Raw genomic sequence first — 16,000 nt, forward strand, 5'->3', positions numbered from 1 at the left:
ACGGTCTCGAGAGAAAAAAGCCCGAGGTTGCGGCTGATCCGCCGCCTCGGGCTCCACGTTGGAACATGCCTACTTTTCAGCCTTCATAAGCGTCTTCACCGTATTAGTGAAGTCCTTGCCTCCGTCCCGCGCGGTATAGACCAGTTGTATCTGGATGTTTTTGAGCAGGCTTGTCTTCCCGTCGTCGCTCGTCAGCTTTTTCAAAAAGTCGGCATCTGTAAAGCTCAACTGCCAGCGTGAAATGGCGCCTGTACCCTCGAAGGGAAGGTATCGGCCATCGTGGAACATCAATTCATATACCCAGTCAGCCTTGTCGAAACCCAATCCGTCATCGGCTTGCGTGGACGACAGCGCGATTTGTTGTTGAGCCCTGAGGTTTTGTTTGATGCTATCGGGTGCTTTGGTGCCGGGCTTATACAAATAATCGGCGCCTGCATCGGTCGGTTCGGTCAAGATCGTGCTGTCTGTTTGCGTGAGAATGGCGCTGACGTTCTCCAAAGTGGTGCCAGCCTCTGATGCCATCACGAATGACACTGAAACATGCCTGATCTGACGCAGGTAATGCCCCGGATAGTTGTTGTCGAAATCCAGCGAGGTGAATCCGAAAACAAGGGGATTATTGGACAGCGTTTTGAGTTGCTCAAGCCACTGGTCGTCCGATTGTCCTCGCCTCACATCGATCGTTTTCTTGATGCACAAACGCCTCTCATTGCACTGGATGTGCGCGTTTTCCATTTCTTGCAGGTTCACCAGCAGTGACTCGCCAGCCAGCATGCCTTTGTAAGAATCCACCCAGGCGCCGGTTTTGATAAAGGCAGGCCGTTTGTAGTCGCCAATTTCATAGCGCCAGGCCGCTTCGGTGGTCAGGCACAGAGAAAGTACGGCGTCGTAAGCGGGGCCATACAGCAATTCCTGCCTTGCGACCAGCCAGTTGTAAGTCGGGATGATCGTGAAACCGGTGGTCATTGCCACGTGGGCTTGCTCCAGGTTCTGGCGTTCAGCTCGAGCCGTGTCGAGCGTGATGGTCGCTGCGTTAAGCTCGATGTTGGTTTCTTTGATTTGCAGGTCTATGGACTGGATGTCCAGTTCGGCTTGTTTCAACTCGAACTTCCATCCATTGGCGCGGCGTTCATAGCCTGACTCCATGAGTAATTGTTCGGAGAACAATTTGCTGCTCGCACTGGCGAGCTGCAGTGCCACGGCAGTTTTTGCCATCGGTGACTCAGGCTTATTGTTACCGAATGCGAGACCGATAATGGTGGGCGTCAAACCTTTGACAATGCTTGCAGCGGTCTCGAAAGGGATCGACAACAGTTTCGTGGTGGCTGCGGACCAGATGAGTCCAGTGGCGGCTTCCTCCATCGGTGAGCGGCCAACGTCAATCAGATTCGTGTAGTAATCTCGTCTGAATACTGCTGCCTGCCTGCCCAGCAACAGGGTATTTTTTTTGGCTTTGACGGAGTTGATCGACTCCTGCTGAAGCCTCATGGTGAAATCGGAAATCCTGATTTCCTGCTGTTTGAGCAGGACTGACAGTGTGGTATTAAATTCGTCCTCCATCAGCTTCATGTAGTGGCGGCCCATGTCCTGAAGTTGCTGCACCGCCGCACGGGCCATCGGGATGAGCTGGCGGAAGCGATACCCTGGTATTTGAGCCCGATCGCTGTTGTAGGTACTGATGAGCTGGCCGATACCACGTTGCCCGAACCCGAATAGGTCTGCGCCCTCCGTGCGCCAGTCCATCACTGGCAGAATCTTGCCGTCGAGCGTCAGCCCGTGCCTGAGGTTGAAAAGACGATGCTCCAACGTTTTTCGGGCAGTGGTGACGCGGGCGTTGATTGGCGCACGAAAGAGCGAATGGTTCACGCTCTTCAATGGCATCGGCACCCAGCGAGACACCGACGCGCGCTCAGGCAGCGGCCCAATCAACTTCAGTGCCTTCTGATAGCAGAGCCAGGCATGGTTAAGCGTGCTAGGCGTAAGCTGCCGATAAAAATGGTCGCCTTGGCGCTGCCAGTTTTCCACCATCGACAGGAATACTGCCTGCCGGTTATACCGCGACAGGACAAATGCCCGGGTAGTCGGGTCGACTGTCTTCCGCAATTCGGAGGTGCCGGTGCCGACTTCAGCCAGCGGTCGAGTGTTCCAGAAGGGGGGGCGTTCTTGTTCGTCTTCCTGTGTTCTATAGGGATCGAACAAATACTGGGTGTACCAGCGTTCGGCCTCATCGAACTGTTGTTGTTCGCTCAGGCGAGTGGCGACCAGATTCGGCAAATGTAAAAACAACTCTCGGAAATAACCGCCATTGGCACCATGGAAGTCGACTTTTGGTGTCGGGATGTTTTCATCAATGGTCGGTTCCTTGATGCATTGCGCCTCCCATTCAAGCGCACGCTCAACACTGCGCGTGGCGCGCGCCACCAGCTGTTTGCCAAACAGTGTATTCAGCCGAATGACATTCGAGGGAACGGTCGGGCTCTGCTCAGCGACCGAGCTCAAGTCCAGGTATTGAGCCTGTTGATCATTCCTCTTTATCGCGATATTCCACGCATCCAACCCTCGGTAGTCGAAAGTGGCGAAGACGTTATGCATTGGGTCGCCTGCTTCACACAGGGCAAACATATACTCGCCCGACACTGTGCAGGTGAACTCCTGACTAACGACTGCCTGACCGTCAGCCAGTACGCTTTGCTCGGTCAGTCGGCGGAACGATGTCTCGTTAGGTCTCTTGGCATACAGTCGCAGGTCAGTTTTCTTGCAGGCTGCCGGGTTGAGAACTATTGGTATCGGCACAGATTCTTTATCAGGAGCATAAGAAAGCTTGATCCGGAAACTGTCTTCAAACAGGTAATCAGGGTTCTCCAAGAAGACGCTGTAGGTTTGGCTTTTGAGAGTGGCGAACGTGAGTTGAGGTATCCAATTTTTTACGATATCGCCTTTATCGGTTGTCAACGAATAAGTCGCCCCGGTAATTGTATTATCGCTGGTTGTGAGGTAGGTAGAAAAGGGGAGAGAGCTTTTAGGGGTGGGAGCTCCGTGATCTACCTTAATAAAAATTTCGTGTTGATTATAAGTTGGCGAGAGATCGCTGTTTTTGGTATTGAACGTAAATAGTGGACTGATAGATCTGTCTATTATCTGTTGGGGGTAGTGAGCAGTAATCCTTATAACGTTGTCACGTAAGTAAATGGCCGATAAGGTGGCGGACCATTTTTTTTTAGGGAAGTACAGAGTATTCTCCGGGACTTTCGGATTATTAAATATGCCTGGGGCGTTTGGGTTATTAAATCTGCCTGGGGCTACAAGTTCAGGGCTTTTGTAGGATGAAGAAGGTTTATTGAAGTCGTTGTTGGTTAATTTTTTGCCGTCGCTGGACCACAACACAGTCTCGTTGACGATGGTATCAAAAACCCAAAAGGGTAGTTGAGACGTCAGTGGGTACTTTTCAACGAAGCTGGCAAATCCATGTCTCGAGACTTCATTCAATGAAATGGTTTTCAGGTGCTGTTCTAATTCGGCTCTTAGCGTTGTGTCGAAGTTTGGACTTGAGATCGAGTCATGCTTGTAACTTTCCAGTTCATACCTCATGACGCCAAGTTCCGTATCTCTGGGTTTGAATAGTCTATTATTTACCGAGTCCGGGTGTTGGATGTTTCTAATGTCACTGAAGGCGTTGTAAACTTTTTCGCTAAAGACTTTCGCAATATCTTCAGTCATTTCTTTTTTGTCGATCAGCAGCAAGTCCCTTGACTCAATAAAATAATCCTTATTGAAGACTCCAGATTTCGGAGGCTCTGCCGTTCCTGCTTTATTAGTGCAGTCGCAGTTATAGAGCATCACTCGTAACCAAGGGTCCTCGGCGCGTTCTCCCTCCGCGTCGACCAGTGCGATCAGACCAGGCACATAAGTGTCGTCTTTCAGGTAGGGATTACCGGCATCCGGAAGACGTTGGCCATCTTTTGTGCCGTCCAGGCAGAGAAGTTCGTTTGGCGGAGACCAGAAACCATCGCTTTGCTTATAAATGTATTGGACGCTGATTTTCTTGAACTTAGTGGGGGTCTGATTTTTATCGTCCGCAGAGGGCAGGCCAACAGTCCCCCGTTCAACCCAGAACACATAGGATCGACCTTCGATCATCACCGGGCGAATGGCGTCACAGCGATGTGTGGTGTCTGAATCTTTAAAGGTGCTCTGCACGATTTGACCGGTTGGAGTCACGCTGATCTTCTCCCACTCGCTCCATGCAAGCGGGCTCAGGCGTGCTTTATCATCACGTAAAGCCATTTCTACCGAACGCCAGTAATACTCGGGCGGAGATGCATTGGTTTTGCCAATGAAATGGTAAGTGTCGTTCTTTGGATCGATGCCATCCAGATAGCCGCTGATAATTTGCAAGTTACTGGTCTGTTCGAACTTGGTCAGGTAGCCGGTGATGGCGGTCTGGAGTAATTCGGGGTCAAGCTTGCCTTGATTGAGCTCTACCTCCAGCGACTGAAAGGCACTGCTCTTATGAGGGCGGTTGGCATAATAAATCAGGTTCTCAGGATGGTTGAGTTGCGTGCGCCACACCTTCCAGGTTCCATATTCACTCAGGTACTGCCGCCAGAAGTCCGCTGTGTCTTGATCGATAATGTTAGTCAGATAGGCAGGGTCAAGGCGTGCAAACAGCCTGTGCAGGTAGTGCTGAAGGCTGGCGGTTGCTTGCATTACAACGTTTGTGTTGACAGCTGAACTCACCCAAACGTCCGTCAGGAAGTAACTGGAAAGGTCATCTTCGTTCGATATGAAACGCTTGAGGGACGGACTCGATACTGCCCAATAGCCCAGCAGGTAGGCCGCAAGCGCATCTCGCCAATGTTCTCGAAGCGCAGGTTGAATCGCCGCCAGCTCTTCATCACTGCAGGCGCCGATCAGTATCTGAGCGCTGCTTTTCATATCGTTGAATGAGGACTCGCTGTCGAGCAGAGACAGATCGCTCAGCGAGCGGCATGACAGCCCGGTTTTCTCGCACAGCGACTGCTGCTGAAGTATAAAGTCGATGTCGCCGATGGTGCCGGGGACACAGCGGACATAAGTGGATTCCGTTTCTGCAATCGACTCATCTGGAGCATATATTTCAAGCGTTACCTGAGATCTCGACTGGACAGGCTTGATGGCTGCGATGCGTGCCCACGCAGTGGGTCGGGTTGTCGGCAGGTATTGATCTTTACGCACTTTCAACGTGCCAGGGTTCTCTTTCAGGAACTGCACGAATTTGTCGTAAATTTGCTCCACTTTTGGATCTTTGGCGTTAGCTCTCAGGCCTTTCAAGTACCGTTCGAGCAGTGCTCCCAACCCCTTCAGGGTATATTTTTCTTCGCAATACCTATACCAGTACATTTCCGAAGAAGTCAGCTGGCCGAGAAAGTCATCGAACGTTTTCGTCGAACCGGCACCCTTCATTTCAACGTAGGGCAGTGCCATTGCAACTTCGCTCTCGGGCCAGCCGATGAGTTTGCCGAGTCGCCTGGCGGCTTGCAGAGGCGCATCCGCCTGATCGCTGGAGGGGAGTTTGGCGAAATAATCCAGCGCATCGTCTTCCGCGAATCCAGCGTTTTGACATTTATTTATCCACTCCCGATAGCAGCCGACCTGGTAGCAAAGTTCAAGGGTGAGTGCAGGCGGGTGCGAAGGGGATTGACCCTGACTGTCGGTGTCGCCGGCCAGTTCGAACCAGTCTGGGTGATCGAGCAGCGCGGTCAGTCCGGCAGGGCTTAACTGAAAATATTTGATTACCTGCGCATGTCGAGCAAGCTTGTCCCACAACTCAAGATTCAGCCCTTCGAGCGTTGCTGCGGTTGAAGAGGCATTGTTCTGGGCCGTCAATACGTCAGCCAGGAGTGTGTAACGGCTTTCTTCAACCCAGCGCAACAGTGCCAGCGCATGCTCCGGTGTGAGTGCACGTCCGTCTTCATCCTTGCCCAACGCCTGACTGAGGATGTGCTTGACGACGTCTTCCTGCGCGACGGTTGCATTGGTAATCAGCCGCTCCAGTGCTTCGCTTACCGGGTTGATGTCCACCGTTGCTCTGAGCAGCGCATTGGCACTTTTGAGCTTGCCCTTGAGTGCGTCTGCCAACAGGTCGGCCAGTTTCTTGTCGGCGGCCAGGGCGGTTGGCTTCATCAGGCCCCGAGCATCCAAAAATGCCGACAACGTGTCGAGCCATGAACCCGATGCGGGCGACACCGCAGAACCGACTTCTTGCGCAATCTGCGTTTCGGTCAACAGGGACGCGCCGATGCGTGGAAGCGCGTCGACGAGGGTTTGCTGGATGCGCGCATCCAGTCGGTGCAAGGGGCGTTGCCCGGCACTGAGGTCATCGGGCAGCAGGGGTAGCCAACTCAGTAGCGCCTGTGCAGAAATACCTTGTTGCCGTAGCCATCTGTTCAGATTCAGCAAGCTGGCCAATACGTCGAGGATGTCGCATTCCCCTGCTTCGGTGACTTCATCGCTCTCTGTGAAATAGACCTCGTCGCGAGTGATCTCTGGCTTACCTGCAAGTTGTACCCACGCTCTCGGATTTGATTGAGCCAGTAACGCTATTAGGCTGGTGCCCTCGTCCATGCTCAGCCGTAACAAACGAGGCAGTCTGGTCAGACGATAAAGTGAAGAAAATACGGGCAAAGACAAACTCGGTTTTTTGAGCCCCAACGCCCGGATTATCCGTGTGAGGTGAACATTCGCTACGCGCTCTTCCAAAGCGAAAGCGCGGCAGATGATCCCGATGGGGGATTTGGTAAGGCTGTCGGTGGTTTGGGCGTCGGCGCTGATGTCAAACTCGAGACCATCCAGGGTCAGCCAACTTGCGGCGTCGGCCAGTTGTCCTGCGCCAGGGCCATCGAGCACCCGGTCCAGAAACGGTGTTTCTTCGCCCACAGCGTAGGGCGTCAACCCATTGATGAGCGCAGCGAACTGTTCGGGACTGACGTTGTACTCATCGCGCATGTAACAGAAGACGCCCAGTGCTCTGAGCGTGTTTTGGGTGAAGCGGAAATCCTGGTTCTGACCTTCCGCGCGCAAGGCTGCCATTACCAGAAGATCAACCTGCGCGAACGGTATTTGCAGCGCTTGTTGCAGGTGAATCATTTTATGAATACGGCGCAAGCGTTCCGCACTAGCACCTTTGATTCTGAGATTAATGCCTGGGCCCTCGAAAACATCTTCCAGAGACAACGCTGGCGCAGTTCCATTGTTGATGAACACTGCACCGTAAATATGGCCAGCGAGCGGCGCAGTCTCCTGTGCTGAGGCGAACGCAGTGGATCGTTTCACGGTGGTGATGGCTTCGCTGCCGTCATCAGGAACGCCGGACGTGGCCAGCAGCTCCAGAATACCTTCCGGTCGCAAGCCGGTTTGTCTGCACAGGACGTCGACATTGATCAGTTGATCGAGGATTTTGCTTGTGTCGCCGGTCACGCCGTAGAGTGTCTGCAGATAGTCGCTGCTGGTAGTGGCTCTGTCATCGAGTAATAAGGATTGCAATGCTGGATTGAAGCCAGCTGCTTTCAGCATCACTTCCCTGAGTCCATCAGTGCGCAGATCGTCAGCAGTGAAGTTTGGATAGCTGTATTTGCTGCGTTGGAGCAGGTCGAACAGTGACGTCTTCTTCTGCTTCAACACTGACTTGATCTGTTCCAGAGGCAGATGGTACGGAAGCTGTGCGGGGTAATGCGCCTTCGCGATCTCCTCTGCCAGATCTTTGTCTTTACCTGCATGCGAGGCGGCTGTCCGCTCCATTGCATCGATCACAAGGGTGAGAGCTGGAAGTTGATCTTCAAGGCTGCTTTGATTCAGAACCTGCTCTTCGATATCTGGACGTCGCGCGGCGAGCTTGATCTGCAGAGCGTCATCACCGATGGCCTCCAGGCTCAGCGCTTGCCGATAGAGCGCGTGAAGATAGGCCAAAGGCCCGACGTTGGATTCCAGGGCGTCAGGTGCGCATTTGTCGGCGACTTGTTCGGGAAAGAGCCTGGCATAGGTGGCAGAGGTGAGGGTGTCGTCCATGATTGAGCAGTTCCTTTTTACGCTGGATGAAGTTACGGGATACGCATTCAATAATCAGTGTAGGAACAAGTGCGAGGTCTGATCGAAAGTGTCAATAAAGTGTTTAGGGATGAAATAACAGATATATCAATGGCTTGAAGTTCGTTATTGCCAGTCGCGATAACATTGATCGCCAATCGGTTTAAACGACTGCCCGTTCATTCGCTTCCCGTTATTCCGTTCGAATCTGTATAGCCTCGGCAAATAACAAAAAGCCCCTGACGACTCACATCGTCAGGGGCTTTTGTGTTGCCGGGTGCCGCTAAGCGCAATGCACCCGATGGGTATTACAGACCGGCTGCAGCGCGCAGGGCGTCGGCGCGGTCGGTTTTTTCCCAGGTGAACGTGGTGAAGGTGTCGTCGCCCACGGTCTTGGTTTGCGGTGTGCGGCCGAAGTGGCCGTAGGCTGCGGTTTCCTGGTACATCGGGTGCAGCAGGTCGAGCATGGTGGTGATCGCGTATGGACGCAGGTCGAAGTGCTCGCGGACCAGTTTGATGATCTTGTCATCGCTGATCTTGCCGGTGCCGAAGGTGTTCAGCGAGATCGAAGTCGGTTGAGCGACGCCGATGGCGTAGGACACCTGGATCTCGCAACGCTCGGCCAGGCCCGCGGCGACGATGTTCTTGGCGACATAACGACCGGCGTAGGCGGCCGAACGGTCAACCTTCGATGGGTCTTTACCGGAGAATGCGCCACCGCCGTGACGGGCCATGCCGCCGTAGCTGTCGACGATGATCTTGCGACCGGTCAGGCCGCAGTCGCCGACCGGGCCGCCGATGATGAACTGGCCAGTCGGGTTGATGTGGAACTGAGTGTCTTTGTGCAGCAGTTCAGCGGGCAGCACGTGCTTGACGATCAGCTCCATCACGCCTTCACGCAGGTCGGTGTAGGACACTTCAGGATTGTGCTGGGTCGACAGCACCACCGCGTCGATGCCGACGACGATGCCGTTCTCGTAACGGCAGGTCACCTGGGATTTTGCGTCTGGACGCAGCCAAGGCAGCAGGCCCGATTTGCGGGCTTCGGCCTGACGGTGTACCAGTTGGTGCGAGAACGCGATAGGCGCTGGCATCAGGGCAGCGGTTTCGTTGCTGGCGTAGCCGAACATCAGGCCTTGGTCGCCGGCGCCCTGATCTTCAGGCTTGGCACGGTCGACGCCCTGGTTGATGTCAGGAGACTGCTTGCCGATGATGTTCATCACGCCGCAAGTGGCGCCGTCGAAACCGACGTCGGAGCTGGTGTAGCCGATGTCGCTGATCACGTCACGAACGATCTGCTCCAGGTCGACCCACGCGCTGGTGGTCACTTCGCCAGCAACGATGGCAACACCGGTTTTGACCAGGGTCTCAACGGCAACGCGAGCGTGCTTGTCCTGAGCAATGATGGCGTCCAGCACCGCATCGGAGATCTGGTCGGCGATTTTGTCCGGATGCCCTTCGGACACGGACTCGGAGGTGAAAAGGGAGTATTCGCTCATCTCGACGGTTTTCCTGAGTATTACCGATGGTGAGTGTCGCCAGCCGGTCGCTGAAAATGGCGAACCTGGATCTGGAAACCATTACGTAAGCCTACATAGAGGCTTTCCCCGGGGACCAGCCCCGCAGCGATGGCCCAACGGGCCAGATCTTCCTGTTCGAAACCCAACCAGAGATCGCCACAGGCCTCCTTGGCCCAGCTCTGGTCATGGCTGCACAACTCTGTCACGAGCAGACTACCGCCCGGTTGCAACAGGTTGGCCAGTTGTTTGAGCGCTTCAGCCGGTGCGGCAAAGTGGTGAAGCACCATATTCAAGACGACACAGTCGCCCTGAACGTTAGCGTCGGCCAATGCATCGGCCAGTTTCAGCTCGACATTGCCGAGCGCCTTTTGCTCACAGATCCCGCGGGCCAGTTCGAGCATGGCCGGGCTGTTGTCGAGGCCGGTGACATGGTCGAAGCGCTGCGCCAGATCAGGCAGAAAGCCGCCATCACCAGGACCCACTTCCACGGCTGTGGCACCGGCAGGAAAGCTGAGTTTGTCCAGCAGCGACAGCAGGCTGTCGCGGTACTGCGGCAGTCCTGCGATCAGGTCCTGCTGTGCGCGAAATTTCTCTGCGGTGCGTGCGAAAAAGTCCTGACTGGCATTGGCGCGTTGACGATGCACGAGGCCGATCCGGCCCTGTACGTCGTCAGGCAGCGTCAGGCCGTCGACTTCCTCCAGCAGCGCTGCGTGCAGCTTGCCGCCGGTCTGGGCCGTATGAGGCAGGGCGCGTCGGTAGAAGATCGCGTTGCCTTCGCGCCGCGTGGCCACCAGATCCGCCTGAGCAAGGACTTTAAGGTGATGGCTCATGCCCGACTGACCGATCGCGAATATCTGCGCAAGCTCCAGCACGCCGAACGAGTCGTTGGACAGCGCGCGCAGCACATTCAGACGCAGCGGATCGCCGCCGGCCTTGCACAGGGCAGCCAGCTCGTCGCTTTGGTCATGGCTAATGGCGGGCACGCGTAAATTCATAAGGCAGGCAGTCTAGTTATCGGTCGGGCTGGCTGCAATACCAATATCAAAAAGTTTTGATATTGGTCGATGGGTGGCGGCAGTGCGCCACCTTGCCGGTGTTTGCGCAGGAAACAGGGCAGTCATGGGACACGAAAACGGCCACAACGCAGGAAAATCGCGCATCAGACTGCATCTGTCATTGCCCCCGGACAGTGCCTGAGGGAAAATGGCCGCCTTTTTCAGATCCCACTTCTTTCTGCCCCAGGAGATCAGCGATGCCTAGCCGTCGTGAGCGTGCCAATGCCATTCGTGCCCTCAGCATGGATGCCGTGCAAAAGGCCAACAGCGGCCACCCAGGAGCCCCGATGGGCATGGCGGATATCGCTGAAGTCCTGTGGCGCGATTATCTGAAGCACAACCCGAGCAACCCGCTGTTCGCCGACCGTGACCGTTTCATCCTGTCCAACGGCCACGGCTCGATGCTGATCTACTCGCTGCTGCACCTGACCGGCTACGACCTGTCGATTGACGACCTGAAAAACTTCCGTCAACTGCACAGCCGCACGCCGGGTCACCCTGAATACGGCTATACGCCGGGCGTTGAAACCACCACCGGCCCGCTGGGTCAGGGTTTCGCCAACGCTGTCGGTTTTGCTGTCGCCGAGAAAACCCTGGCTGCACAGTTCAACCGCCCAGGCCACGATATCGTCGATCACCACACCTACGTGTTCATGGGTGATGGCTGCATGATGGAAGGCATCTCCCACGAAGTCGCTTCGCTGGCGGGCACGCTGCGTCTGAACAAGCTGATCGCGTTCTACGACGACAACGGCATCTCCATCGACGGTGAAGTCGAAGGCTGGTTCACCGATGACACCCCCAAGCGTTTCGAATCCTACGGCTGGCTGGTGATCCGCAATGTGGACGGCCATGACGCCGACGAGATCAAAACCGCCATCGACACCGCTCGCAAAAGCGACAAGCCGACGCTGATCTGCTGCAAGACCACCATCGGTTTCGGTTCGCCGAACAAACAGGGCAAGGAAGAGTGCCACGGCGCTCCGCTGGGCAACGACGAAATCGCCCTGACCCGTGCCGCACTGAAGTGGACGCACGGTCCTTTCGAAATCCCGGACGACATCTACAAAGAGTGGAACGCCAGGGAGAAGGGTCTGGCCGCCGAAGCCGAGTGGGACCAGCGTTTCGCGGCTTACTCTGCGCAATTCCCGGAGCTGGCCAACGAGCTGATTCGTCGCATGAGTGGCGAATTGCCGGCTGACTTCGCTGAAAAGTCTGCCGCCTACGTGGCTGAAGTCAACGCCAAGGGCGAAACCATCGCCAGCCGCAAGGCGAGCCAGAATGCCCTGAGCAATTTCGGCCCGCTGTTGCCGGAATTCCTGGGCGGTTCGGCTGACCTGGCCGGCTCCAACCTGACTATCTGGAAAGGTTGCAAGAGCATCACCGGCGAAGAAGCCGACGGTAACTACCTGCACTACGGCGTGCGTGAGTTCGGCATGGGCGCGATCATGAACGGCATCGCCCTGCACGGCGGTTTCGTGCCGTACGGCGCGACCTTCCTGATCTTCATGGAATACGCGCGCAACGCCGTGCGCATGTCCTCGCTGATGAAGAAGCGCGTCATTTATGTGTTCACCCACGACTCCATCGGTCTGGGTGAAGACGGCCCGACTCACCAGCCGATCGAGCAACTGACCAGCCTGCGTTCCACCCCGAATCTGGACACCTGGCGTCCAGCCGATGCCGTTGAGTCGGCAGTGGCCTGGAAGCATGCAATCGAGCGTGACGACGGTCCTTCGGCGCTGATCTTCTCTCGCCAGAACCTGCAGCATCAGTCTCGCGACGCACTGCAACTGGAGAACATCAACCGTGGTGGCTACGTACTGCGCGACTGCAACGGCGAGCCGGACCTGATTCTGATCGCGACCGGCTCCGAAGTCGGTCTGGCGGTGCAGGCATTCGACAAATTGACTGCCGAAGGCAAGAACGTGCGCGTGGTGTCCATGCCATGCACCAGCGTGTTCGAAGCTCAGGATGCGCTGTACAAGCAGTCGGTGCTGCCGCTGGAAGTCAGCGCGCGCATCGCTATCGAAGCCGCCCATGCTGACTACTGGTACAAGTATGTCGGTCTGGAAGGCCGCGTCATCGGCATGACCACGTTCGGCGAGTCGGCGCCCGCCAACCTGCTGTTCGAAGAGTTTGGTTTCACGCTGGAGAACATCATCTCCACGGCCGAAGAGCTGCTGGAAGACTAAGTAGCCTGCGCGCTCTCTGTAGGAGCGTGGCTTGTCCCGCGATCTGCCACGGAGTGGCAGCTACCTCATGCGACCCGGTTGTACCTGATACACCGTATTCGCCGGGTTGCTGCCGATTCCCGGCAGATCGCGGGACAAGCCTCGCTCCTACAGGTTCTTTGTGTCATTCAAAACCGAGAACCCCCATGCCTCAGCCACGCCCCTACAAAGTCGCCCTCAATGGTTATGGCCGTATCGGCCGCTGCGTGCTGCGCGCGTTGTGCGAACGAGGTGCAAAGGCTGGCTTCGAAGTGGTGGCGATCAACGACCTGGCCGACATGGCCAGCCTCGAATACCTGACGCGCTTTGACTCGACACACGGCCGGTTTCCCGGAGACGTGCGGGTCGAAGGCGATTTTCTGCACATCAACGATCACGTCATCAAAGTATTCCGCAGCGCGACGCCGGAAGGCATCGACTGGGGTTCGCTTGACGTCGATCTGGTGCTCGAGTGCTCCGGCGTCTATCACACGCGTGCCGACGGCGAACGATTCCTGTCCGCCCGAGCGCCTCGCGTGCTGTTTTCTCAGCCGATGGCGAGCGAGGCCGACGTCGACGCCACGATTGTCTTCGGCATCAACCAGCAGAAGCTGACCGGCGACGAATTGCTGGTGTCGGCTGCGTCCTGCACCACCAACTGCAGCGTGCCGTTGCTGGATTTGCTGGATCGCGAGCTGGGGCTTGAATACGTCACGATCACCACGATCCATTCGGCGATGAACGACCAGCCTGTGATTGACGCCTATCATCACGAGGATCTGCGCCGCACCCGCTCGGCTTTCCAGTCGATCATTCCGGTGTCCACTGGTCTGGCGCGAGGCATCGAGCGCCTGCTTCCGGAACTTGCGGGCCGAATTCAGGCCAAAGCAGTTCGTGTGCCGACGGTGAATGTCTCGTGCCTGGACATCACGCTGCAGGTCGCGCGTGATACCAGCGTGGTGGAAATCAACCGCATCCTGCGCCAGGCCGCGACCAGCGGCCCGCTCAAGGGATTGTTGGCTTACACCGAGCTGCCGCACGCCAGCTGTGATTTCAACCATGACCCTCATTCGGCCATCATCGATGCCAGCCAGACCCGGGTTTCCGGCCCTCGACTGGTGAACGTTCTGGCCTGGTTCGACAACGAATGGGGTTTTGCCAATCGAATGCTGGATGTCGCCGATCACTATCTGCAAAGCATCCATAAACAACAGTAAAAACAGGGAACGCCTCATGACCGTGTTGAAGATGACCGACCTCGATCTGCAAGGTAAGCGTGTACTGATCCGCGAAGACCTCAACGTGCCGGTCAAGGACGGTGTCGTCACCAGCGATGCACGCATTCTTGCTTCGCTGCCGACCATCAAGCTGGCGCTGGAAAAGGGCGCTGCCGTTATGGTCTGCTCGCATCTGGGTCGTCCGACCGAAGGTGAATTCTCCGCAGAAAACAGCCTTAAGCCAGTAGCCGATTACCTCAGCAAGGCGCTGGGCCGTGACGTGCCGCTGGTGGCCGAATACCTGGATGGCGTAGACGTGAAGGCGGGCGACATCGTCCTGTTCGAGAACGTGCGCTTCAACAAGGGTGAGAAAAAGAACGCCGACGAGCTGGCGCAGAAATACGCCGCGCTGTGCGACGTCTTCGTGATGGACGCCTTCGGGACGGCTCACCGCGCCGAGGGATCGACCCACGGCGTCGCGAAATTCGCCAAGGTCGCCGCTGCCGGTCCCTTGCTGGCTGCCGAGCTCGACGCGCTGGGCAAGGCGCTGGGCAACCCGGCCAAACCCATGGCCGCGATCGTCGCAGGCTCTAAAGTCTCCACCAAACTCGATGTGCTCAACAGCCTCAGCACCAAGTGCGATCAACTGATCGTTGGCGGCGGCATTGCCAACACATTCCTGGCGGCGGCGGGTCACAAAGTCGGCAAGTCGCTCTATGAGCCTGATCTGCTGGACACTGCCAAAGCCATCGCTGCCAAGGTCAGCGTGCCATTGCCGGTCGACGTCGTGGTTGCCAAGGCCTTCGCTCAAGATGCAGAGGCTACTGTCAAGCTGATCGCAGACGTGGCCGACGACGACATGATTCTCGACATTGGCCCGAAAACTGCGGCCCATTTCGCCGAATTGTTGAAATCTTCCAAGACTATCCTGTGGAACGGTCCTGTCGGCGTGTTCGAGTTCGACCAGTTCGGCAATGGCACGAAGGTGCTGGCCGAGGCCATCGCGGAAAGCCCGGCATTTTCCATTGCCGGTGGTGGCGACACCCTGGCTGCAGTCGACAAATACGGTGTGGGCGAGAAAATCTCCTACATTTCCACAGGCGGTGGTGCGTTCCTCGAGTTCGTCGAGGGCAAGGTTTTGCCTGCCGTGGAAGTTCTGGAACAACGCGCCAAGGCCTGATTTTTCGGCTTGGGTGAGTGAAGGGGAGAGAAATGGTCAAGCCATTACCGCTGTTGATCATGGCGGGTTTGCTGGTCGGCTGCGCAAGCAAGCCTGACGCCCAGGCCGCGCCACCCGGCGCGCCAGAGCTGCTTCAGGTCAGCTGCTATCAAGCGGGCTGGCAGGCTGAAACCGTACCGATCGTCTACAAGCGCGGCGGACCGGAAGTCTGGGAAAAATACGAGTTCATGCCAGCGGTCGGGCCTGTGGCCTGCCGCTGAACGTGAACTGACCGTGTGCGGGAACATCTGAACAGAACTGCCCCTGGCATCGAAGCGACCGGCACATGCCTCGCTTTGCAGGGGATCCAGGAGTGGTAATGAAAGGCTTGATTGCCCTTGCGACACTGATGCTGCTGGGCGGTTGTGCCAGCATGAAAGCGTCAGAACCGGCGGCTCCCTGGACCCACTGGGTCTGTGACAGCAAGGCCGAGATTTACTGGCGTTACGCCGATGCCGCGAAGAAAGAGGTCGATGTCCGACTCAATCAGAGCGAGCAGGTATTCCGTCTGCAAGCGGCGCCCGGTGCGTCGGGCGCGCTCTACAGCAACGGCGTACTGGCGTTTGACAACAAAGGTAGCGAAGGCCTGGTCTACTGGGACGCTACCAACGATTTGATCGGTCGAGGCTGCAAGGCGCCTTGAGGGGCTGAGTGGTTTCCAGCGATGCAACACCGGGCGGTGACTGAGCGATACGCCCCTATAATTTGAATAGCC

The 16,000-nt window shown here is 56.5% G+C and carries 8 protein-coding genes; 5 read left to right on the forward strand and 3 right to left on the reverse strand.

The window, feature by feature from the left end; translation table 11 throughout:
• Positions 1-69: 69 nt before the first annotated feature.
• The 3 genes from BMZ10_RS24220 to BMZ10_RS24230 form a co-directional block, all read right to left on the reverse strand.
• The gene (locus tag BMZ10_RS24220) at positions 70-8,043 is read right to left on the reverse strand and encodes a Tc toxin subunit A-related protein (protein WP_093468400.1); all 7,974 of its coding nucleotides are present in this window, start codon (positions 8,041-8,043) and stop codon (positions 70-72) included.
• Positions 8,044-8,369: 326 nt separating this feature from the next.
• Positions 8,370-9,560 (reverse strand): methionine adenosyltransferase, encoded by a 1,191-nt coding sequence (gene metK / locus BMZ10_RS24225; protein ID WP_093468403.1) that lies wholly within the window; start codon positions 9,558-9,560, stop codon positions 8,370-8,372.
• A 20-nt stretch (positions 9,561-9,580) separates the two neighbouring features.
• Positions 9,581-10,576 carry an ArsR/SmtB family transcription factor gene (locus tag BMZ10_RS24230; RefSeq protein ID WP_093468405.1) on the reverse strand — a complete coding sequence of 332 codons (996 nt, stop codon included), beginning with the start codon at positions 10,574-10,576 and terminating at the stop codon, positions 9,581-9,583.
• Positions 10,577-10,833: 257 nt separating this feature from the next.
• On the opposite strand from BMZ10_RS24230, the gene tkt reads away from it, so the two are divergent.
• The 5 genes from tkt (at position 10,834) to BMZ10_RS24255 (ending at position 15,928) form a co-directional block, all read left to right on the forward strand.
• The gene (gene tkt / locus BMZ10_RS24235) at positions 10,834-12,831 is read left to right on the forward strand and encodes a transketolase (protein ID WP_093468408.1); all 1,998 of its coding nucleotides are present in this window, start codon (positions 10,834-10,836) and stop codon (positions 12,829-12,831) included.
• A gap of 185 nt (positions 12,832-13,016) precedes the next feature.
• Positions 13,017-14,066, forward strand: coding sequence for an erythrose-4-phosphate dehydrogenase (gene epd / locus BMZ10_RS24240; RefSeq protein WP_093468411.1), 1,050 nt, complete (start codon positions 13,017-13,019; stop codon positions 14,064-14,066).
• Positions 14,067-14,082: 16 nt separating this feature from the next.
• Positions 14,083-15,246 (forward strand): phosphoglycerate kinase, encoded by a 1,164-nt coding sequence (locus BMZ10_RS24245; protein WP_093468413.1) that lies wholly within the window; start codon positions 14,083-14,085, stop codon positions 15,244-15,246.
• Between the two features lie 32 nt (positions 15,247-15,278).
• Positions 15,279-15,506, forward strand: a complete 228-nt coding sequence (locus BMZ10_RS24250) for a hypothetical protein (RefSeq protein WP_093468415.1) — start codon at positions 15,279-15,281, stop codon at positions 15,504-15,506.
• Positions 15,507-15,604: 98 nt separating this feature from the next.
• Positions 15,605-15,928: an MliC family protein gene (locus BMZ10_RS24255; protein ID WP_093468417.1), complete on the forward strand. Its 324-nt coding sequence runs from the start codon at positions 15,605-15,607 to the stop codon at positions 15,926-15,928.
• Positions 15,929-16,000: the final 72 nt, after the last annotated feature.

It is taken from the genome of Pseudomonas sp. NFR16 (assembly GCF_900108875.1).
Taxonomy (GTDB): Bacteria; Pseudomonadota; Gammaproteobacteria; order Pseudomonadales; family Pseudomonadaceae; genus Aquipseudomonas.

What these genes read in the sequence shown, in the direction of transcription:
- epd (WP_093468411.1), top strand. Translation starts at nt 13,017, where the DNA reads ATGCCTCAGCCACGCCCCTACAAAGTCGCCCTCAATGGTTATGGCCGT.
- BMZ10_RS24220 (WP_093468400.1), bottom strand. Translation starts at nt 8,043, where the DNA reads ATGGACGACACCCTCACCTCTGCCACCTATGCCAGGCTCTTTCCCGAA.
- BMZ10_RS24230 (WP_093468405.1), bottom strand. Translation starts at nt 10,576, where the DNA reads ATGAATTTACGCGTGCCCGCCATTAGCCATGACCAAAGCGACGAGCTG.
- tkt (WP_093468408.1), top strand. Translation starts at nt 10,834, where the DNA reads ATGCCTAGCCGTCGTGAGCGTGCCAATGCCATTCGTGCCCTCAGCATG.
- BMZ10_RS24250 (WP_093468415.1), top strand. Translation starts at nt 15,279, where the DNA reads ATGGTCAAGCCATTACCGCTGTTGATCATGGCGGGTTTGCTGGTCGGC.
- BMZ10_RS24245 (WP_093468413.1), top strand. Translation starts at nt 14,083, where the DNA reads ATGACCGTGTTGAAGATGACCGACCTCGATCTGCAAGGTAAGCGTGTA.
- BMZ10_RS24255 (WP_093468417.1), top strand. Translation starts at nt 15,605, where the DNA reads ATGAAAGGCTTGATTGCCCTTGCGACACTGATGCTGCTGGGCGGTTGT.
- metK (WP_093468403.1), bottom strand. Translation starts at nt 9,560, where the DNA reads ATGAGCGAATACTCCCTTTTCACCTCCGAGTCCGTGTCCGAAGGGCAT.